This is a genomic window from Archaeoglobus neptunius, assembly GCF_016757965.1.
In the GTDB taxonomy this organism is placed as follows: Archaea; Halobacteriota; Archaeoglobi; order Archaeoglobales; family Archaeoglobaceae; genus Archaeoglobus; species Archaeoglobus neptunius.
In genome coordinates this window covers 1-19,909 of the sequence record NZ_JAEKIW010000008.1, presented here as the reverse complement: position 1 = coordinate 19,909, position 19,909 = coordinate 1, and the positions used below count along the sequence as shown (strand labels likewise).

General features: G+C 45.1%; 20 protein-coding genes and 1 pseudogene. 7 read left to right on the top strand and 14 right to left on the bottom strand.

Annotated features, from left to right (window positions below):
* Nucleotides 1–129: 129 nt before the first annotated feature.
* Genes JFQ59_RS07110 through JFQ59_RS07095 form a run of 4 tightly spaced genes read right to left on the bottom strand, consistent with a single transcriptional unit; the run spans nucleotide 130 to nucleotide 3,741 of the window.
* Nucleotides 130–651, bottom strand: a complete 522-nt coding sequence (locus JFQ59_RS07110) for a nitroreductase family protein (RefSeq protein WP_202319731.1) — start codon at nucleotides 649–651, stop codon at nucleotides 130–132.
* A 30-nt stretch (nucleotides 652–681) separates the two neighbouring features.
* Nucleotides 682–1,617, bottom strand: coding sequence for a branched-chain amino acid ABC transporter permease (locus JFQ59_RS07105; protein ID WP_230972363.1), 936 nt, complete (start codon nucleotides 1,615–1,617; stop codon nucleotides 682–684).
* Entirely contained in the window at nucleotides 1,614–2,468 is an 855-nt protein-coding gene (locus JFQ59_RS07100; protein WP_202319729.1) for a branched-chain amino acid ABC transporter permease, read from the bottom strand. The genes JFQ59_RS07105 and JFQ59_RS07100 overlap by 4 nt, the downstream gene beginning before the upstream one ends.
* A gap of 7 nt (nucleotides 2,469–2,475) precedes the next feature.
* On the bottom strand, nucleotides 2,476–3,741 hold the full coding sequence (locus JFQ59_RS07095; protein WP_202319728.1) for an ABC transporter substrate-binding protein: 1,266 nt from the start codon (nucleotides 3,739–3,741) through the stop codon (nucleotides 2,476–2,478).
* 51 nt (nucleotides 3,742–3,792) lie between these two features.
* On the opposite strand from JFQ59_RS07095, the gene JFQ59_RS07090 reads away from it, so the two are divergent.
* From JFQ59_RS07090 to JFQ59_RS07080, 3 genes are all read left to right on the top strand, one after another.
* Complete coding sequence (locus tag JFQ59_RS07090; RefSeq protein WP_202319727.1) at nucleotides 3,793–4,476, top strand: ABC transporter ATP-binding protein; 684 nt, start codon at nucleotides 3,793–3,795, stop codon at nucleotides 4,474–4,476.
* On the top strand, nucleotides 4,463–5,137 hold the full coding sequence (locus JFQ59_RS07085) for an ABC transporter ATP-binding protein (protein ID WP_202319726.1): 675 nt from the start codon (nucleotides 4,463–4,465) through the stop codon (nucleotides 5,135–5,137). Before JFQ59_RS07090 ends, JFQ59_RS07085 begins: the two co-directional genes overlap by 14 nt.
* A 566-nt stretch (nucleotides 5,138–5,703) precedes the next feature.
* Entirely contained in the window at nucleotides 5,704–6,465 is a 762-nt protein-coding gene (locus JFQ59_RS07080) for an enoyl-CoA hydratase-related protein (RefSeq protein ID WP_202319725.1), read from the top strand.
* Between the two features lies 1 nt (nucleotide 6,466).
* On the opposite strand, the gene JFQ59_RS07075 is transcribed toward JFQ59_RS07080, so the two are convergent.
* The 6 genes from JFQ59_RS07075 to JFQ59_RS07050 are packed head-to-tail and all read right to left on the bottom strand — an operon-like array spanning nucleotide 6,467 to nucleotide 14,275.
* Nucleotides 6,467–7,579, bottom strand: coding sequence for a DNA double-strand break repair nuclease NurA (locus JFQ59_RS07075; protein WP_202319724.1), 1,113 nt, complete (start codon nucleotides 7,577–7,579; stop codon nucleotides 6,467–6,469).
* Nucleotides 7,563–10,226: a DNA double-strand break repair ATPase Rad50 gene (gene rad50, locus JFQ59_RS07070; RefSeq protein WP_202319723.1), complete on the bottom strand. Its 2,664-nt coding sequence runs from the start codon at nucleotides 10,224–10,226 to the stop codon at nucleotides 7,563–7,565. The genes JFQ59_RS07075 and rad50 overlap by 17 nt, the downstream gene beginning before the upstream one ends.
* The gene (locus JFQ59_RS07065; RefSeq protein ID WP_202319722.1) at nucleotides 10,227–11,462 is read right to left on the bottom strand and encodes a DNA repair exonuclease; all 1,236 of its coding nucleotides are present in this window, start codon (nucleotides 11,460–11,462) and stop codon (nucleotides 10,227–10,229) included.
* Entirely contained in the window at nucleotides 11,459–13,045 is a 1,587-nt protein-coding gene (locus JFQ59_RS07060) for an ATP-binding protein (protein WP_202319855.1), read from the bottom strand. Before JFQ59_RS07060 ends, JFQ59_RS07065 begins: the two co-directional genes overlap by 4 nt.
* Before the next feature lie 45 nt (nucleotides 13,046–13,090).
* Complete coding sequence (locus tag JFQ59_RS07055) at nucleotides 13,091–13,726, bottom strand: hypothetical protein (RefSeq protein WP_202319721.1); 636 nt, start codon at nucleotides 13,724–13,726, stop codon at nucleotides 13,091–13,093.
* A gap of 36 nt (nucleotides 13,727–13,762) precedes the next feature.
* Nucleotides 13,763–14,275 carry a rubrerythrin family protein gene (locus tag JFQ59_RS07050; RefSeq protein WP_230972362.1) on the bottom strand — a complete coding sequence of 171 codons (513 nt, stop codon included), beginning with the start codon at nucleotides 14,273–14,275 and terminating at the stop codon, nucleotides 13,763–13,765.
* Nucleotides 14,276–14,364: 89 nt separating this feature from the next.
* On the opposite strand from JFQ59_RS07050, the gene JFQ59_RS07045 reads away from it, so the two are divergent.
* The gene (locus JFQ59_RS07045) at nucleotides 14,365–15,111 is read left to right on the top strand and encodes an NAD+ synthase (protein ID WP_202319720.1); all 747 of its coding nucleotides are present in this window, start codon (nucleotides 14,365–14,367) and stop codon (nucleotides 15,109–15,111) included.
* Entirely contained in the window at nucleotides 15,108–15,776 is a 669-nt protein-coding gene (locus JFQ59_RS07040; protein ID WP_202319719.1) for a helix-turn-helix transcriptional regulator, read from the top strand. The genes JFQ59_RS07045 and JFQ59_RS07040 overlap by 4 nt, the downstream gene beginning before the upstream one ends.
* Here the strand turns inward: JFQ59_RS07040 and JFQ59_RS07035 are convergent.
* Nucleotides 15,769–16,539, bottom strand: coding sequence for a DUF7839 domain-containing protein (locus JFQ59_RS07035; protein WP_202319718.1), 771 nt, complete (start codon nucleotides 16,537–16,539; stop codon nucleotides 15,769–15,771). The genes JFQ59_RS07040 and JFQ59_RS07035 overlap by 8 nt on opposite strands.
* A gap of 74 nt (nucleotides 16,540–16,613) precedes the next feature.
* Between JFQ59_RS07035 and JFQ59_RS07030 the strand changes: the two genes are divergently transcribed.
* Complete coding sequence (locus JFQ59_RS07030) at nucleotides 16,614–17,876, top strand: amidohydrolase (RefSeq protein ID WP_202319717.1); 1,263 nt, start codon at nucleotides 16,614–16,616, stop codon at nucleotides 17,874–17,876.
* Between the two features lie 2 nt (nucleotides 17,877–17,878).
* On the opposite strand, the gene JFQ59_RS07025 is transcribed toward JFQ59_RS07030, so the two are convergent.
* The 3 genes from JFQ59_RS07025 to JFQ59_RS07015 all read right to left on the bottom strand — a co-directional run bounded on the left by JFQ59_RS07025 (nucleotide 17,879) and on the right by JFQ59_RS07015 (nucleotide 18,636).
* A complete protein-coding gene (locus JFQ59_RS07025; RefSeq protein WP_202319716.1) occupies nucleotides 17,879–18,133 on the bottom strand; it encodes a hypothetical protein in 255 nt (84 codons plus the stop codon).
* A 139-nt stretch (nucleotides 18,134–18,272) separates the two neighbouring features.
* Nucleotides 18,273–18,497 carry a radical SAM protein gene (locus tag JFQ59_RS07020; RefSeq protein ID WP_202319715.1) on the bottom strand — a complete coding sequence of 75 codons (225 nt, stop codon included), beginning with the start codon at nucleotides 18,495–18,497 and terminating at the stop codon, nucleotides 18,273–18,275.
* Nucleotides 18,481–18,636 (bottom strand): hypothetical protein, encoded by a 156-nt coding sequence (locus tag JFQ59_RS07015; protein ID WP_202319714.1) that lies wholly within the window; start codon nucleotides 18,634–18,636, stop codon nucleotides 18,481–18,483. Before JFQ59_RS07015 ends, JFQ59_RS07020 begins: the two co-directional genes overlap by 17 nt.
* Before the next feature lie 513 nt (nucleotides 18,637–19,149).
* On the opposite strand from JFQ59_RS07015, the pseudogene JFQ59_RS07010 reads away from it, so the two are divergent.
* Nucleotides 19,150–19,909: pseudogene (locus tag JFQ59_RS07010) on the top strand (type II/IV secretion system ATPase subunit); the annotation flags it as partial.

Below are 19,909 nucleotides of genomic sequence, written 5' to 3'. Positions count from 1 at the left end.
GATGATAAGGGATACGATTCATTCAACCGGATATTCCATGAAGACTGCACAATTATCGGTTACATCTGAAACTGCACTGGGCCCCAAAGGCAACAGCCGCTGGAATGGACGTCAGCAGCGCTTTGCCAATCACCAGGTTTCGTGGTGAGTAAGCATGCTCACAGGATATCTGTTTCTTCTTCCCGGACTCTCAGCAGGATGACCAATTGGAATTATTGCCATCGGCCTTACAGACTCGGGAAGATTAAGAATCTCGGCAACCTCTTCCTCGTCAAAAGCACCAACCCATACCGCCCCCAAATTGAGAGCAGTAACAGCCAGAAGAATATTCTCAATCGAGGCCGTTGCATCCTGTTCTGCATACAGCCTTCCCCTCTCACCATAAACCCTCATGCTTCTCGGATAATTGGCACAAACAACAATCACAACGGGGGCCTCTGATATGAACATCTGATTCAACGCTGCTTTCGCCAGCCTTTTCTTCGTTTCCTCATTTCTCACAACAACAAAGTCCCTCGCCTGCAAATTTCCGGCTGAAGGCGCCGCATTTGCGGCCTCAAGAATCAACCCGAGAGTCTCATCATCCACATCCCCGCCCCCAAATTTTCTGATTGAAACTCTTCTGAAAATCAGGTCCAAGCACTCTCTCATAAAATAAATTGGCCGGGAGGCTTAATGAATTTAATGTTTTATCCTTTTCTCTATCTCATGGTAAATCCCCTCCGGCATCAGAATGCCGACTGCAATCAGTATGGCGTAAAGCACGATATCATCGTTTATGGGAAGGGATAGCGCCCTTATCAGGTCGCCCAGCCACCAGTTCTTGGCCAGGTATATGGCTATGCCACCAAACATAGGCCCGTAGAGAGTTCCAAGACCACCAAGAACCGCTGACAGTATTATGAGCAGCATCAGGGGAACGCCATAAAGTTCTGGCCCCACAGTATACCTGTAATTCACGATTGCTGCCCCTGCAACTCCCGCAAAGAAAGAGCTGATGACAAACGCAAGGATCTTGTACTTTGTTGTATCAATTCCCAGCGATTCTGCCAGCTCCTCGCTATCTCGCAGCGCCATAAACCTCAGCCCAATTCTGCTCTTCACAATTTTCAGCATAATTGCAAATGACAGAAGCAGCAGAACAAGCGAAAAGTAGTACTTGGCAATGGTGGTATCGAACATAGCATATCCTGCTATGGAGAACCCCTCTTCTCCCCCGAGAACATCCCTCCAGATGAAAACGGTCTGCATGAAAACGAGCGGGAGTATTGCAGTAACCAGTGAAAAGTAGTACCCCCTCAGTCTGAGAGTGATGATCCCCACAGCCAGTCCGACCGATGCAGCCACAATCCCGCCTAAAAAGATCGCCAGCGCAGGATGGATCGCTATATCAAGTCTTAAAGGACTTTGCAGCAGTGCCGCAACGTAGGCACCCAATCCAACGAATGTTGTGTGGCCGAGATTCACCTGCCCGGTGTATCCAACCATCAGATCCCAGCTTATGACAATTATTGCGAAGAGATACGTCAGTCCAATCAAATACAGGTAAGCATCTGGAACCACATAGGGTATGGCAAATGCTGCCACGACGAGCAATAATCCCGCAATCCGCCTCATTCTTCCACCCCGAAAAGTCCTGTTGGCCTGACCACGAGAATGGCCACTATTGCGAGCAGCATTACAAACTCCGACCACCTTGCACCGAGGAAGGTGATTGTGACAACGAGTATGTAGCCAACGATGAACGATGCGTATATACTCCCCCTCAGACTTCCGAGACCGCCAAGAATTACGATAGCAAAGGCATAAATCAAAGCTCTTAGTGATATTTCCGGCGAGATCGCAAAGATCTGAGCGTAAAGTATCCCAGCAAAACCAGCAAGGACGGAAGAAAGGACCATTACGAGGATGAATATCTTTTCCACATTGATCCCCATAAGCATTGCCGCTTCGCTGTCCTGAGACGTCGCCATTATTTTCTTCCCCAGCGAGGTTCGTGTAACAAAAAGCTCGAGTACCGAAAGACATGCGACAGCAAATAAGAAGGACGCTATTCTTATGTTAGTAATTTTCAGCCCGTTCAACTCGACGAGACCCCCAATAAGCGGTGTCAGTGATATGCCCCTATCTCCAAAGGTGACAAGGAGAATTTGCTGAACCAGAAGGGCCAGAGCGAGAGTTACAATTATAACCATTACCTCGTTCTGTCTGACGGGACGGGTTAAAGCGTAAACAAGCAATCCGAAAAATCCCGAACCGATAATCCCTGCGAGAATGGCCAGATAGATGTTGAATCCGCCGCCAACCAGCATATAGGCAATGTAGGCCGAAAAAACAAATGCAGCACCATGAGCAAAGTTCAGTATCCTCGAGACCCCAAAAATTAAAGAGAAGCCTGAGGCCACCAGGGCCCAGATTCCTCCCACGACGGCTCCAAAGACGATTATTTTCAGCAGAACGTCCATCATGCTCTGTTTATCTTTTTATCCAGGGTGGAAGCTTCAGCTTACCATTTGCCACATTCTCCGGATAAATAATGTACTGTTTGCCATCCTGCCACTGCGAAATCCAGTTTCTGACGTAATTATCACCCCACATGAGGTCGTGGTTGCTGTAGAATGCAATCGGTCTTGTCAGCCTAGCCGGGTTTGATGCATTGAATTTCTCCAGATATTTCACAAGCACATCCGGATTGAACGGATCCTTCACTCCGTCCTTTGCAGCCATTTCGACCACCATCTTGTACAGATAAACTGCATCGTATGCTCCGTAAGCCTGATGGGACTCAGGGTAGTGTCCGTACTCCTTCTTGTACTCCTCTATGAAGTGCCTGCACATCTCGGTAGGTGGAGCTGTAACCAGCGCACCTCCGTCAGCAAGGAATATCTCGTAATTGGCCAACCCATTGGTCTTCTCGTAAAAGCCAGCATCTATCGGCGCAAGATCATGTCCAGCAAGGAGTATATTTGGCTTTAATGTTGCCCACTGTTTCGCCAGTATATCCCCTGTGCCTGAAATCGCCAGTATGGGCATTATGAGGTCAGCATTGAGACTCTCTGCCTCAAGAATTAGCTGCTCGTATTCGGAGTATCCCCTCGGGATCTTAACATCCTTCACTATCTGAACTCCCATTTGTGCAAGCAGAGGTTTTAATGCGGCCATGACAGGATCGGTCCATACGTGCTCATCCCTTATTATGTAGACTTTCTTCACATCGTAACCGTTCTCTTTTAGAAACTTTACCATGTCCGCTAAATCGAGAGCAAATGTTGATCCGTTGTTTTGAGACACTCTGAACCAGTACTTGTACTTTTCGTAGTTCTCCTTCACCTTTTTGGCATGCTCAGGCGAGGAGGCATCTGTCAAGAAGAGCGTTTTTGTCTCCGCCATAGTCTCCATCATCGTCGTCATGACCCCGCTCGAAAAGCCTCCGATAATTACATCTGCCTTATCCACGGTTGCAAGCCTCCTAAATTCGGTTGCAGCGGTATTGGAATCCAGTTTTGTATCACCCACTACAACCTCAATCTTGTATCCGAGAATGCCACCCTGAGAGTTGATTTCCTTTGCTGCAAGCTTTACTGCGTTTTTCTCGGCCACACCCTCTGGACGTGACATTGGACCGATCACTCCTATAACAACCTTGTCCCGTCCTGCACTCTGGCTGTTCGGTTGAGTGCATAGAGATATGACAGCAACAAGCAATATTACGGCTGCTAGCACAGCTTTAGCATGTCTCATGTTTTGTATCGCCACAGCAAAGTATTTAAACCTTCCTTTAGTTCAGATATCATGCTAAAAGTCAGAAATGTGCACAAGAGGTTCGGCGAACTGAGGGTGCTAGAGGGTGTAAATCTCAAGGTGGACAAAAGTGAAAGCCTGGGCATAATAGGGCCCAACGGAGCAGGAAAGACAACACTTTTCAACATCATATCGGGATTTATCAAGCCTGATGACGGGAAGATTATCTTCAGGAACAAGAACATTACAGGAGCGAAACCGAGCCAACTGGCCAGGATGGGGATAGTCAGGACGTTTCAGCTTGTGAAGGTCTTCAGCAACATGACGGTTGAGCAGAACATGCTGACAATCACATCAGATCTGGACTATCTCCGAGAGTTCGGTTTATGGGAGAAAAGAAATAAGAAGGCCGTGAATTTATCTTACGGGGAGCTGAGGAAACTGAGCATTGCTCTTGCGCTGGCATCAAATCCCAAACTTCTCCTCCTTGACGAGCCATTTTCCGGTTTGAGTCCGAAAGAGGCACGAGATCTTGCAGAGATTATCCGAAATATTGGTGGAAACGGCCACTCAATAGCGATTATAGAGCACAGGCTCAGTGACCTGTTCAACGTTACCGAAAAAGTGGTCGTTTTGAATTCGGGAAAAATAATCTTTGAAGGTCATCCCGATGAAGTCGTTAAAGAAAAGGCAGTTATAGAAGCATACTTAGGTAAAAGATATGTCACTGCTTAAAGTCGAGAACCTTCACTCTTATTATGGAAAAGCGGAGATCCTGCGTAATGTGAACATTGTGGTCGAAGAAGGTGAGGCCGTGGCCGTTCTCGGTCCAAATGGCGCAGGGAAAACGACACTTCTGAAATCCATCTGCGGTCTGGTGGAAACGAGGGGCAAAATCTGGTTTGATGGTAAGGACATTTCCCGTCTAAAGCCTCATGAAAGAATTAAGCTCGGAATCGCCATTAGCCCTGAAGGAAGAAGGCTGTTTTCAGACATGACTGTAGAAGACAACCTGCTGATTGCTGCCAATTCGGATAAACTTGAATTTGTTTACGATCTCTTTCCGAATTTAAGGCAGAAGAAGGGGCAACTTGCAAAAAATCTCAGCGGCGGGGAGCAGCAAATGGTAGCCATAGCCAGAGCCCTGATGCTTGAGCCAAAGCTACTCCTACTTGACGAGCCCTCAATGGGTCTGGCACCGATAATTGTCGAAACAATCGCCGAAGCAATTGAAAAGGCACGAAAGGAGCTGAATCTCTCAATATTGCTTGTCGAACAGAACACACAGATGGCTTTCGATGTTGCAGACAGGGCCTATATCATTGCCAACGGAGAAGTTGTTAAGGAGGGTGAAATCGAAAGTATCGAGGAGATAGAGAGAGACTATTTCAGATGACCTCAATTCTGGCTACGAACCTCCGCGTTCACCCAGAACACAATCAGTTTTGTTCTGCTACCATGTAAGCTTGAGCTTAACGGAGCTCATCGTTCAGGTCACCTATTCTCCGCAAAGTCGATGCAGTCGTGAAGCATGTCTGAGATCATCACTTAGATTTGCAAAACTGAATCTGGCAATGCATCCTCACGGCTTCGATTTTTCTCAGGATCAGGATTTTGACTTCGATATGCTCCCATCACATATTTTGCCGATGAAGTCGAGCCTTTTGCCATACCTAACACATCTGCTGTTTCCATATTTAATCCAACACACAAATCTCGAATAGTCATGGTTGTATGTGCTGGTGATGTTGCCGTGAAGTACGGAACGGTAGTGCTGTAACATGGTTGCCATCTGCCTGAAATGCACTGCTGAAAGGTTCGAAAATTGATGCGAAAAAGAGTATAGCTGTCACATACGGGACAATCTGTGCCAGATACTCCAGGTTTCTTTAGGGGCTTGGGGAAAGACTGATCAGCATTCCAGATGCGAAAACAATTTATCTCAAAGTTTAAATTTCAATCATGAAAAATCTGGTCTACGAGGAATTCGGAAAGGTGGGTGTAATAACCCTGAACCGCCCTGAAACGAGAAACGCACTGTCAATGGACCTTCTTGCAGAGCTTGAAGAGCTGATTGGTAGAGTTTCCGCTGAAAGAAGGGTGAGGGTTGTCGTAATCAGAGGAGCCGGAAAGGCGTTCTCTTCCGGTCACGACCTTAAAGAGATTCTGAACCAGCATCCGATCGAGGTGGAGCGTCTTTTTAACCAGTGCTACAGGGTGATGCAGGCTATTAGAGACGCTCCTCAGCCGTATATAGCCCAGGTACATGGTGTTGCAACTGCAGCAGGCTGTCAGCTTGTTGCAGCATGTGATATGGCTGTTGCTGCAAAATCGGCACTCTTTGCCACACCGGGTGTTAAAATCGGTCTTTTCTGCTTCACTCCAGTAACCTTCGTTAGCAGGGCTGTTGGAAGAAAGAAGGCATTCGAGATGGGATTCACCGGGGAGTTCATAACAGCAGATGAAGCCATGCGGTTTGGGCTGGTCAACAAAGTTGTTGAGGACGACAGGCTTGAAGAGGAAACAATGAATCTGGCAGAAAAAGTGGCAGGGTACAGTCTGAACGTACTTGAATCCGGAAAAAGGTTTTTTTACAAGCAGCTCTTTATGGAGGACTTTCAGGCTCTGGCATACGCAACGGAGGCGATCTCACTTTACAGCTCGACAGAGGATGCGAGAGAGGGGATATCGGCGTTCTTCGAGAAGAGAACGCCGGTGTGGTAGATCACTCCAGAGGCTCCCTTCCTTTTTTCAATAAAAAGGAGTACTTGGAGTCGGTTGCTGCAAGCATTGCATTCATTATAGTTTTCAGCTCCCTTCGCTTTATCTCTGCATGTTTGTGGGCATGGATGAGGGGGATTAGATAGCCATCGGCCTCAAGACTGCAGAGTCTGGCGATTGTCCCGTCTTCAATTGGTTTTGTAGATTCGAGCATGTAGATGTTACCGCCGTCTGCAAACCTTACGAACGCCCCAAAAATCTCTGCTTTAATCAGTTTCTTAAACTTCTTCGCATACCAGGGCAGTGACTTTTTCAATTCTGGCTTGAACTGGATGAATCCCGCCTTTTCCTCTCCGAACTGCTCTCTCGCAATGTAGTCCAGCACTGCAGAATCCGTTATAGAAGAGTTTGCCGTGAACTCATTGGTGTAAAAACTTTTTGCAACAAAAATAACGTTTCTGTCCAGAAGTTTGTTGAGGGCATGAAGGTACTCAACGTACTCCATCAGAATCATCAGGTTGTCTTTATCGCCCTCACCACCCTTCCTGCACCCTTTTTCAATGCGGTCAAAATACTCCGTCCTCGTCAGCAGATAATTCTTTCTGGCAATCCCATTCACAACATCCTCCGTAATCTCAGAGTGCCACCTGTCCAGAACCGTGATGTAATCGTCGATAATCCCCTCCAGATCATAGAGGTTCGAAAGGGTTGAGTAAACATTTCTGTCAAGATACGTTGGAGGGCGTATTATGGCTCCCCTCAGTGTTCCGTCCATTAACACTATCTCCTCTTCGGCCAAACTGCCAAGTCTGTACTCACTGGTATGCATATGCAGCCTGATCCTCTCCTCGATGTGCATGTGTGGTTTCAGCGTTGTAACCTCGTGCATTTCCCTTATATCTTCCCCCACCGATGCTGCCGACACAATATAAAAAACGAGGCCACTGAGTCTTTCAACACCTCTGCTTCCATCAACCCCGCACACAGAGCAGATTTCGGGTTCCGGGAGGTCTCGCCACCTGTGTTTAATCGATCGGGCTATGTTCACGACATTTGAGTAGCTTTCTTCAAGCGTCCTTTCAAATTCCCTCAGCAGCTCGTCACTGAGCCTCCACATACCTGACCCTCGAGACTCCACCGTGATGGTCAACGAGAATAACCCTGTCTGCGGCATCTTTAAGCTCATCGTCGTGAGATACGATTATCACCTGCGGAATTTTTCTGAGATAGTTTGTGGTAATGTCCACAAGCTTCCTTCTCCTTTCCTCATCGAGATACGGCGTCGGCTCATCCAGAATAAGCAGTGGAATCCTCCCCCTTATCATAAACATTGACAGAGCGAGTCTGAAGGCTAGACCGAGAGCTATCATCTCCCCTCCACTTAGAAAGCCCACGTCCTTCTCTTCACCCTGATAGACCACAAAAACTCTCAGCCTCTCTCTACCTCTCTCCGTCACTTTTCTCAGTCTGACGCCAGAGTACTTCCCTTCGGTTAGCTCCTCGAAGATTTCAGAAGCATATCTCTCAACCTCCTTCATCGCCGCTTCAGCAATGATATTTCTGTATTTTCTGAACTTCTCCCTTATTTTTGACAGTTCCGGGATCGCCTTTCTCTCAATCACCTCCAGTCTTCTTCTGTAGTCCTTCAGAAGGTCGAGTTGCTTTTCAAGGTACTCCAAATCCCTTTTAAGATTCAGCAGATTGCTTTCGAGAACATCTTTTCTGCTCTTCAATCCTGAAATCTCCTTGCTCTTCTTCAAAAACAATTCTGAAACTCTTTTATGATCCTCTTCATTGTAGACGGCCTTAATTTCTTCCATCCTCCTGTTAATTCTGCTGAGCTCTTCTCTCCTTTCATAAATCAACCTTTGTGTCTCCTCAATCTCACTTTCTATTTTTTCAACCTTCTCCCTCTCCTGATTCAATCTGGTTTTCGAGTTTCTCAACTCAAGCCATCTATCGTAGTGATATTTCAGCTCCTTAATTTTTTCTTCAAGCTCTTCAATACTATCAAAACCCTTCTCAACCACAGAACTCATTACTTCCTTCCTTTCAGAGTGCAATCTATCAAGCTCTTTTTCCGCATCCATCAGGCTCCGTCTAAGTGTATCAATACGGTTTGCTGAAGTTAGAAGGACTTTTTCCTGCCCTCTCAGCTTTCCGATTTCTTCCTTTAATTTCTCATATTCTTCATTCGCCTTCCTGAAGCTCTCAACATCAACTTTAGCGATCTCTTCACTCAACTGTCTGAACTCATCGGCAATCTGTTTGTACTTCAAAATCTGTTCCTGTCTGCCCAATGCCCTTTCAATCTTGTTCTTCTTTTCCTTAAGCACTCTTTCGAGTTCATTCAGTTCATCAAGCTTAGTTTTCAGATATTTTAGCTCGTTTCGGTAGCTTTCAATTATCTCTTTTCTATGAGCCTCATCAAGCTCTCTCCCACACGTCGGACAGGAGCCGGAAGCCTGTTTTAACTCCTCAATAGCTTTCTGTAACTGCTTTGCTTTGGCCGTAAGACTGGATCTCCGCGAGATCAATTTTTCGAATGCATCCTGAATCTTTCTCTCCTCGCCCCTAACCTTGAGAAGTGTTTCGTACAGCTCATCTACGATCTCTACAGTGTAATTTCTTTCCTCAAGCTTTGTCTTTAAATTTTCAAGTCTCTCAAGCTTCGTCTTGAGTGAGTTCCAGATTTTCGACTTCTCTTCAACTTCCCTCACTGCGAATTCGACTCTCCTCAGCCTGTCTCTTACTTCTTCGAGCTTCTCCGCATCCCTGCCTGATCTGTCAAGCTCCGTCCTTATCCTGACTATTTTCTCTCTGGCAATACTCTCAGCCTCGTCCAGCTCTTTTAGCCTCTTTACAACTCGGGAAAGCATCCTATCAAGCTCAATGTAGAGTTCAGCATTCGGCCTTATCCTCTCCATCTCCTCCACATTTTTTTCAAGATCCTTTATTCTGCCATCAATCTCCTTTTTCTGCTCCACCAGCATTCTCAGTTTTGACTCACAAGCTTTAATATCTCCGGAAACTTCGTTAAACTTTGTGTTGAGCTTTTCCATCTCCTTTTTTAGCCTCTCAAATTCGTCGTTTTTCCTTTTCAAATCTTCAACTTCAATCTCAAGTTTTTCAATCGTAGAGATTATTTCCGAAATCTCCCGCTCTGTTGATCTGATCTCGGCCTTTTTATCATCTTTTTGCTTTTTTATCTCATCTTCCTGCTCCAAAAATGTCCTGTAATCTTCTTTCTCTTTTTCCAGTATTCTCAAAACTGTCCCGAGGTTTTTCCAGGCGTTTTCGTAATCATCAATTCTCGTGATTTTCCTGATAATTCTCTCCCTTCCTTCGTCGTCCCTTACAATGCTGTCAATTTCTCCCTGTCTAACATATATCGCCCCCGTAAATATGTGGCTCGGACAGATGTGCTTCTCCACCCACTCGGTGATGTTACTGTCTCCCTCAATAATCTCCATCCCCGTCAGTCTCGCCTCTCCGTTACTGCTCCTCGTGATGGTAACCTCTTTCCCATTAATTTCAAACGTCAGACTCAGAGAGTATCCCGGAGAATTGATTCTCACAAGTTCGTTCTTCCTCAAACCAGCCGGTCTCGGACCGTAAAAAGCTACAAGAATTGCCTCCAGTATTGAGCTTTTTCCTGCCCCATTTCTCCCTGCAATGAGGTTTATTCCGGTATCGAACTCTACCTTGGAGTTTGAGTGTGACCTGAAGTTCCTTATTTGAATCTCTCTGATTACGAGACTCATTCAATCACCACCAAAGAAGTCAAGGAGTGTTTTTGGTTTTTTATCTATCCCCTTGGCATCCTCAACCGTTTTTTCTTCTGTTTCATGCCTCACTTCCTCCTGACTCTGCCTGAGATAGTGCTCCATCAGAAAATCATAGACCTCCCTTTCATCAATTTCACCCTTCAGCAAATCCAGCAGTTTCAGTTCGAAATCGGTAAAGAACTCATTTTCGCTTTTAACGGACAAAACTTCAAAATCCTCTACACGTCTCTCAAACCTGATCTCGGCATAGCTGGCTCTCTTTAAAGCAACCTCATTCATCTTTTTAATATCCGCAATTTCGGGACATCGCATTTTCACTATTAAAATTCCATCTTCGCCAATTTTTTCCATAACCTCCAAGAAGCGTTTTTCAAGCTCATCGGCATTTTCAGCCTCAATCTCAACATCGTACATCTCCCTTGTATCTATCTCGATGAATTCGGGCTTGAAATCATCCACAATTACAAAACCCTTCCTTACACCTTCCCTAACCGTCAGCTCCGTTTTGTAGGATATCGCCACAGAGGCTTCTCTCAGATCATATCTCTCTACTGATCCCGGATAGACTATGTACCTTCCTCTGAATTCATACATTCTCGGCAGGTGAATGTGGCCAAAGGCATAGTATCCCGCCTCGGGCAGATCTGTTATGGTCAGATCGTAGGCCATGTCGAGGTCTATATCCACAACCTCCTTCACTGCCTGATGAAGAACCAGCACGCTGTTTTCACTTTCCGGTTTCAGCAGCGGAATGATTTTCTCAAGCTGCCATCTGCTTCTGTGTCTGTCACCAAGGATCTCTACATCCTCCATCTGTCCTTTAACCAGATAAACATTCTGCACTTTCTTGCATCGAAGATATTCTCCCTCAACTCTTTTTTTTCTTAAACCGAGGACGTTCAACATCCCAATGGACTCAAGGAGGTGGTAGGCAGAGATGTCCCTTGACGTTTTGTCGTGGTTGCCCTCTATCGCAAACACAGGAATGTTCTCCCTCTTAAACATCTGAAGAATCTCTATTGCCTCTTTGATAGTTTTGGGGCTTGGAACGCTTCTGTGAAAGAGGTCTCCGGCTATTATAACGAAATCAACGTCCTCTTCAATTGACCTTTCCGCAATTTTTCTAAAAGAAGCTGAGAAGTCCTCTGCCCGCCATATCTGATTGTACTGCTCGTATCCCAGATGGATATCTGCGATGTGGGCGAACTTCATACTGCCAGATCCTCTAAGGTTATCTGCCTTTTCTGTTCCTCTTCTTCACTCAGCCATTCTCCAATAACATCAATATCTCTTCCACCGTAATTTCCTGCAAATTTCCTTATTTTTACCGCCACCGGGAGCTTTACTGCGGGACCCACAATAACGGCCTCCCCAACACCGAGCGATGCAATATCACTCAGCAGATCCTCACTTATATGCTCACTAGCGTGCTGCACGTACCTCTGATCGTTTGGTTCTGTAATCCTGAGAATTATTTTCGTGTTGCACTGGCTCAGAACATCATCATTCAGCCTCTTTGGCCTCTGACTGACTATCCCAAGCCCTATACCAAATTTCCTCCCTTCTCTGGCGATTCTACCCATCCAGGTCACAACGTCGTTGCCAGCCCCTTTAGGTGCGAATATGTGCCCCTCTTCGAACACAACGAGTAACGGCTTCCTAACCGCAGGACAAATTCTCGCCCATCCCTGCTTACCTCTGACAAAATTTATTCTCCCGAGAAGCAGATTCCTCAAAAGATATGCGACAACAACCCTCATCTGCCCTTCGTCAAACCCGCTGAGGTTTACAACATTGAGGTATCCCGATTTTATACTCGCCAGCATATCATTCTGACTCAACAAATCCTCATACCTTCGCATAAAAGAGGCAACATACTCCTTTATTCTTGCAAGAGCATTTAAATCCTGCCGGTCAAGCATCACCGCCCTCTTCACACCCCCAAAATCGTAGTATTCCGCTTCGCCCTTAGCCGAAGCAAGGTTTATCCACTCCTCGGCAATATCCAGAACCCTCTCCATAAACTCCTTTCCCGATTTTCCCTCTTTTTTCACAGTCGTGAATATCCTCTCCATGTGCATTCTCTGAACCGCAGCCTTCTCCCTGTCTATCCCGACAAGACTTGCGAATTCCCATGGTTCAAGTCTTTCCGGCCTTATTCCAGCAGGAACAACGTTTTTTCCATTTTCACTGCCATCTTCGAAAGTGTAACTGACGTACTCACCATGAGGATCTATCAGCACAACTGTGCCATTGAGCTTCCTTACCACGTCATTTACCAGTACAGCCACTGTGTTTGATTTTCCGCCTCCCGTGACAGATAGAATTGCAAAATGTCTCAGCACAAGCTGTTTTATATCGAGAGAAACGGATATATCCGGCCTGGCAATCATCTGGCCAATTTCCACACCACTTTTACACCTGAAAAGTGTGGAAAGAAGTTCATCATCTGCTAATCTGACCTCAGAGTTTGGTTTAATAGGCACCCTGTTTGGGTACACCTCCCCACCCCGTATGACGCCAATTACCGTTGCACTGGCAACAACCACATCATTCTTTTCCAGAAGCTTCCTTGAGAAATCTATGTTCTTAACGAGATACTCAAAGCTGAATCCTTCGTCGATTATCATTCTGTTGAAATTAGATATCTCCCTCACAATTCCTATCACTCCCTCCCCATCTCTGTTTTCTGCCATCACATACTCCCCAAATTTTGGGATACATGAGGGATTTACAGCGAAGCTGAACTCGGATATTGACGATTTGCCCATTACAAGTCCAACAGCCACTTTCATTTCCGCCACGATAAATCTTTTCGTCTTCGAAGAGATAAATTTTTCTCAATTTTTAAATGCTAGAATACTCCTTTTTCCGCTTTCGAGTATCTCCCTCACAATAACCTCATCAATTCCCGTTTCTGAGGCAATTTTTTTGCTGTCCTTAATTTTGTTGATTTCGGCATAACTCAAAACAAAATCTTCAATACCATCTTCTTCCTCGAGATCCCAGAAACCGGTGTACAGAGGGTTGAAGTCAATCATAAAAGCGTATTTCCTGTCGATATCCTTTATATCCTCAATTTCTCCAAAAAATGCGGAGTCAGAAAGTATCGATTTGACGGCCTCTCTCAACTTCACGCAGGTGTACCTTACGTCCAGCGGTGAATATTTGGCAACTATCTCATCCATTTCCTTCCAGGTTAGATCAAACGGCTTTGCCGGTAAACTCTGAATTATCTCATAGGTTTTCCTGTCCACAGGAGAAATCCTGCTTCTTCCACCTTCGGACAACCTGACTGTATAGTAATCGAATGATTTTGTCTTTTTGAATCTGAAATCTCTCTTACTGAGATTTGCAAGTTCTCCCGGTGTTGAGAGAGTTGAAACTATCATCCTAATGAGAGCATGGTCTCTGCGGTTCTTCTTTGAGAGTACCAGATGATGCTGAATGTCAAACTCCACTCTCAGGAAGTCCATGATTTCTGCTCTGTTCTGGCTTTATTTATTTTATCCTCAAAACTGTTTGAAGATGTCTCTTTTTGTCCCACAGATCGGACAGAATTCTGGAGCCTCATCAACGACCGTAAAACCACAAACAGGACATATGTAGACTTTCTCAATTTCTACATCCTTTCCGCTTTCAACAGCTTCCTTTGCCTTCTTGTAGAGGTCCACGTGAATTTTTTCTGCCGAAAGAGCGTAGTACGTAGATTTCTGAGCCTCTTTTTCGCCCTGAAACTCTGCAACCTTGTTGAAAACGGGATACATTTCATCAACCTCGTATGACTCTCCCCTAATTGCAGTTTCGAGGTTTTCTGCTGTACTCTCTACATTCCCGAGAGCTTTAAGATGGTTTCTGGCATGAACAAGCTCTGCAAATGCAATTGCCCTGAAGAGCTTTGCAACATTGCCGTATCCCTCTTTCTCAGCCTGTTCAGCAAATATTGCGTACTTCACATGCGCCTGGCTTTCACCGGCAAATGCGTCCTCCAAAAACTTTTTTGTCATCCGCCTTTCAACCACCATGCTCTTATTGAGGCTTTAACAGACAAAAACTTTTTGACGGCATTCTGGGAGTAAGGAAGTTTTTTATTCCTAGACAAAAAAAAGACTGCATGAACTGGGACAGAGTTACTGAGCGAATTGAGTCCTTCATAATAAATTTTGTCAACTCATCACAATCCGAAGGTGTGGTTATTGGGTTAAGTGGGGGTGTTGACAGCAGCACCGTGGCATATTTATGTGTCAAGGCTCTGGGAAATGAAAGGGTCTTTGGACTGATAATGCCCGAAAGGGGCGTTACACCCGAGGAAGACGTTAGAGATGCTATTGAAATTGCCGAGAAACTGGGAATAAAATACAAAATTATTGAAATAAATGAGATTCTGAATGCTTTTTTGGAATCTGCTGACGGTGAACGTAAGGGGCTGGCATTGGCGAACCTGAAGCCAAGGATAAGGATGATTCTCAACTATTACCATGCCAACAGCATGAACAGAGTTGTTGCAGGAACCGGAAACAAGAGTGAGCTTATGATCGGGTATTTCACCAAATACGGGGATGGAGGTGTTGATTTTCTTCCGATCGGTGACCTTTATAAAACAGAGGTATTCCGGCTGGCATCATACATTGGAGTGCCGGAAAGAATAGTAAAGAAAAAACCATCTGCCGGTTTGTGGAGGGGACAAACTGATGAGGGGGAACTCGGGATTACCTACCAGGAGCTTGATGAGATACTGAAGGCCATTGAAAAGGGTGAGAAAAGAGAGGACGAAAAGTTCGTAAAGGTTCTGGAGTTGGTGGAGAGAACGAAACATAAAAGAGAGACGCCCCCGGTAGCAAAGGTTAGAGATTTGCTATGAGGTTGTCCGTTGTTGTACTGGTCTTGATCCTGGCAATAGCAGTTGCAGACGGAGCTGAAATTTACGGAAAAATCTACCGATGGGATACGCTCGATGTGATGAAGGACGTTATAGTTGAGATAAAAGATGGAACTGTCCAGCGTATTGTTTCTGAGGATGGCAGCTACAGTTTCAACGTTTCGCCGGGAAATTACACAATAATTGCATGGTCTGGAGAATATATGGCAGTGGAGAACCTTACTGTAAAAAACACAACGAGGTTCGACCTAATTCTTTTCCCCAAACTTGGAGAAATCGAGGAGGTTCCCGAATTTCCTGCAATTAACGTAGAAAGTGAGCCACCTTACTATCTCCTCGCTGCTGCAGCCTCTGCTTTTATTGTTGTGGCGCTTTACCTTATCAAGAGGAGGTCGGGAAGAGAAGCAGAACAAACAGACGTGCCTTCCGGAGTGCTGTCTGCAGAACATGCAGACGACTTACCTGAAGACCTGGCAGAGGTGGTTGAGATAATAAAAAGAGAAGGCGGAAGAATAACCCAGAAGGAACTTAGAAAGAGGCTCGGATACAGCGAGGCAAAGATGAGCTTAATAATAGCAGATCTTGAAAGAAGAGGGGTTGTGGAGAAGGTCAAAAAAGGTAGAGGAAATATAATTTTCCTTAAATAACTATGTCCTTGATCTCAAATTCAAGATTTTCGTCTATGAGACTTCTGAGCAGATCATTTATCCTGCCCTCCGTGCACGCAACAATGACTCCGCTGCCCTGATGAGCTGCTTCGATGCAAACCTCTTTTGCACCAAAAAATATCGGTTCAACCCTTATTTTCCTGCATGCCACAAGTGCCTCGATTCCTATCGCCACAACTATACTTTTTGGGCGTGATCTGACAAGTTCTCTGAATTCATTGAGATTCAGTCTCCTGCTTCCTCCTTCGGCAACATCCGGAACCTTGACAACAATTATCTCCCCCTTCTCAGGCGGTTCAAAACTTCCCGTGGGTTTAATGAGGATATCCTCCCCATCTTCTGCAGACGTTAAGGCCGTTCCATTTCCGTTTGAGCTTTTTTCTGCAAATATATATCCATCGCCAAACCAGTATCTAACCCTATCGTTTTCTTTTATTTTCCCTTTCGCAATCGCAACAACCGTTTTTGAGTATATTTTCTTGAGGAGTTCTTCGCTGAAAACGTGCAGATCGATGAGATTTCGGGACATCCATTCCTCTCCCTTCTTTGTAACCTCGTAATAACCTTTGTGAATGACATTTATCAGTCCCTCACCAACCATCTCCTTGAAATGCTCTGATATTGCCTGAGGTGTTAGATTCAGCTTTCTGGCAATGTCACGCTGATTACATTCCGGGTTTACCATAAGTTCAGAGAGAATCAAGAATCTAATCGTATCCTTCCTGCTGAGAAGAACGTTCATAAATTTTGTCAGTTTACATTATTTTAAACTTGCTGAACGAAAGTATCATATCCGGGTACTGTTCAAGACACTCCATGTACGATATCGCGGTTAAAAACGGGTTATGTTTCATCAACGGGAAATTTATCGAGTGCAGTGTTGGTATTAACGGAAACAGAATCTCGTATGTTGGTAAAGAAGACATCAGGGGAGATATTGAGATCGATGCATCGAAAATGTTCATTTTTCCGGGATTTTTCAACACCCACACGCATGCGGCCATGACTCTTCTTAGAGGCTATGCGGAGGGTTTACCGCTTAGAGACTGGCTCGAAAAGGTCTGGGAAATTGAGGGAAGAATGAGGGAGAGAGACGTTTACTGGGGCAGCGTGCTTGCCTGTGTTGAGATGCTAAAATCCGGGATTACAGCCTTTGCTGATATGTACATTTACATGGACGGAGTTGTCCAGGCAGTTGGAGAATCGGGGATGAGGGCTGTAATCGGCTATGGAATGGCGGACAGGGGAGATGAGAAGAGGGGTGAAGAGGAGCTGAAGATTGGGGTTGAACTGATCAAAAAATATGATGGCAGTTTTGGTGGAAGGGTGAGGTGCATGCTCACACCCCACGCTCCATACACGTGCTCACCGGAATTTTTAGAAAAGGTGGCAGAAATTGGCAGAGATTTGAATGTTATAAAGCACATACACCTCTCCGAAACTCTGTGGGAGGTCAAAGAAATAAAGAAAAAGTATGGCATGAGGCCTGCAGAACTGCTGCACTCAATCGGCTTTCTGGACGATAAAACTCTCGTTGCACATGCCGTATGGCTGACGGACTCTGAAATGGAGTTGCTCGCAACCACCGGCACCTCTGTTGCCCACTGTCCATCAAGCAACATGAAACTGTCATCGGGTATAGCGAGGGTGTATGAGATGCTGAAAATGGGGATAAACGTCTCACTCGCCAGTGATGGGGCTGCAAGTAATAACATGCTGAATCTTCTGCAGGAAATCAGACTCGCCGCTCTACTCCAGAACCTCCGAAAGAGAGTTCTCCCTCCGTCAACCTGGCTAAAGGTGGCAACCGAAAATGGCTACAGGGCGTACAACCTGTTCGGTGGAGTTCTGAAAAAAGGGGCTCTGGCAGATATTGTAACGATAGACAGATCTCTGAGACACCATCCAGTGCACGATCCGGCGAGTTCCATCCTATTCGCAAGCACCGGCTGTGAGGTTAGCAATGTGATTGTTGATGGGGAGCTGGTGGTTGAGGATAGTTCTGTGCTTTCAATGGATGAAAGCAAAGTTTTGAAAAAAGTGGAAAAGGTTGCAGAAAGGCTCGTTAACCCACAATGATTTTAAAAGATTACCTCGTTACCTTCACCGGCGGGTGCTGTAGACATGACTCTCCAACCGTCAATTGTCGTGTTCAACTTTTGATTGGCAGGCATTGAGTGGACAAACACATCAACACTTTTCTCTCCAGTTCTCGGATTTACGGAGATCATCCAGGCGGCTTCATCCCCGAACTCTTCCCTGAGCTTCGCATTGATTTTCCTGATTTCTTCCTTTTTCCGTTCGTTGGAGTTGACAAAAACAATGATTCCAATCAATAAAGCACCACACAACACGATCAACAATTTCTTTCCTTTTTTATTCACCCATAACACCTCCTACTCACATTCAATGTAATAAACGTTCCCATCTTTGTCTATCTCAAAACAAACAACATCTTCTCCACTCATAGATCCATTACAGGAAAATATAGTCCTTACGCGAATATAGCAAGGGCTCACCACCACCAAGAATTATTGTGTAGCCGTCAAGCGGAAAGTCAGTAGACAGGAAATCTTCACAAATCCTTGCTATAGCATCCAGCGGAATTTCGCCCTTCCTGCCATCATAGCGCTTGAAGTAGCATTGCCTGCAATTCAGCTGGCAGACAGAAGTTACGTGGAGGTTAAGCCAGTTCTCCACCACCCTTGCTCCACCTCCAGCTTCTCGTTAGTTTCCCAGGTTTTATCTCGAACTGAACCATCTCCCGGGGCAGATACAGATCCATGTTCTCGGAGTCGGGGAATATTCGGTAGAAGTATTGCGAGGCTATCTTTTCCATTCTTGCGACTTTACTGAAATACTGATTTATATCGGTAGTGCTGATTTCACAAATGCAATGATTTTACCAATGCCTAGAATCGCCGGTGTTGCATTTTTGAGAGGAGTAAATTTGTTGGTACACCACTTGCAATCCCACAGCTTGGTGTTTATGATCTGAAACGATTTGCTGACGAATCTATAAAGGAAGGGATAGACAACAAGCCCCTCGCCTCTTTTTTCTACTATATTGGGTAGACTGACAAGACTAAATGGTGGTATTCCTGCTGCTGTAGCGCTGAAGATAGCAGTACACTTGATGAATTCTCTCCGTTTCGTTGTGGTAAGTCAGCAAATATCAGTCTTATATAGATTTCGGTTAGCAAACATCAAATATTCAGTTATCACATCCTGGTTCGACTGTAATAATGATTCTGACTTCGAGAATTCCCTGTAATTAGACTTCTAAAAGTACAAACTATGAGAACTGACCTCATCCAGAGAAAATTTTAATTATGATTTTTTACACGTTATCATGATGCTCAAAATAAGGAGAAGAAAAACACAGCAGGAAGTACAGCAGGAAGAAGATCAGCAGCTTGAAGATTATGAAAGAGAAGCTTTAGACGCCATTGAGGAGGCAAAAAAAAGAGAAGAAGTAATTAAAGTCAAAAAGAAGAAGAAAATCGCTGGTAAGGTTGAGAGAAAAGAGTATAGCGTTGAGGAACACGGTGAGCTGGTTGAGTATTCTCCGCCTGTTGGCTGGGTCGTCGTTGAGGAGTACTGGGTTCAGGAGCCTTTTTGTAAGATATACATAATATACAACGATGAAGAGCAGGAATACAGATATCATGTTATTGAGCCACGTCTTTCTCCGTACGAGATGGAGATTTACGGTGAACTCTCACTCCTCCTCAGAGACAAACTTGAGGAGGAGCCTTTCGAAGATGAAAAAATAAACAAAGAGGCGTTTTTAAAGGAAGTTTTTGATGACCTCCTTTCCGAAATCGGGTTTGACCTTGATGATAGAGGATATTACAAAATCTGGTATTATATCATGAGGGACTTTCTTTATTATGACAAGATCACTCCCCTAATGTTTGATCCCATGCTTGAGGATATCTCCTGCAATGGTGTGCAGAAGTACATGTACGTCTACCACCGCAACTACACAAACCTCCGCACGAACATAATATTCAACGATCCTGACGAGCTTGACTCCTTTGTTGTCAATCTCGCCCAGAAGTGCGGGAAGCATATAAGCATTGCAGAGCCGATGGTTGATGCTACGATGC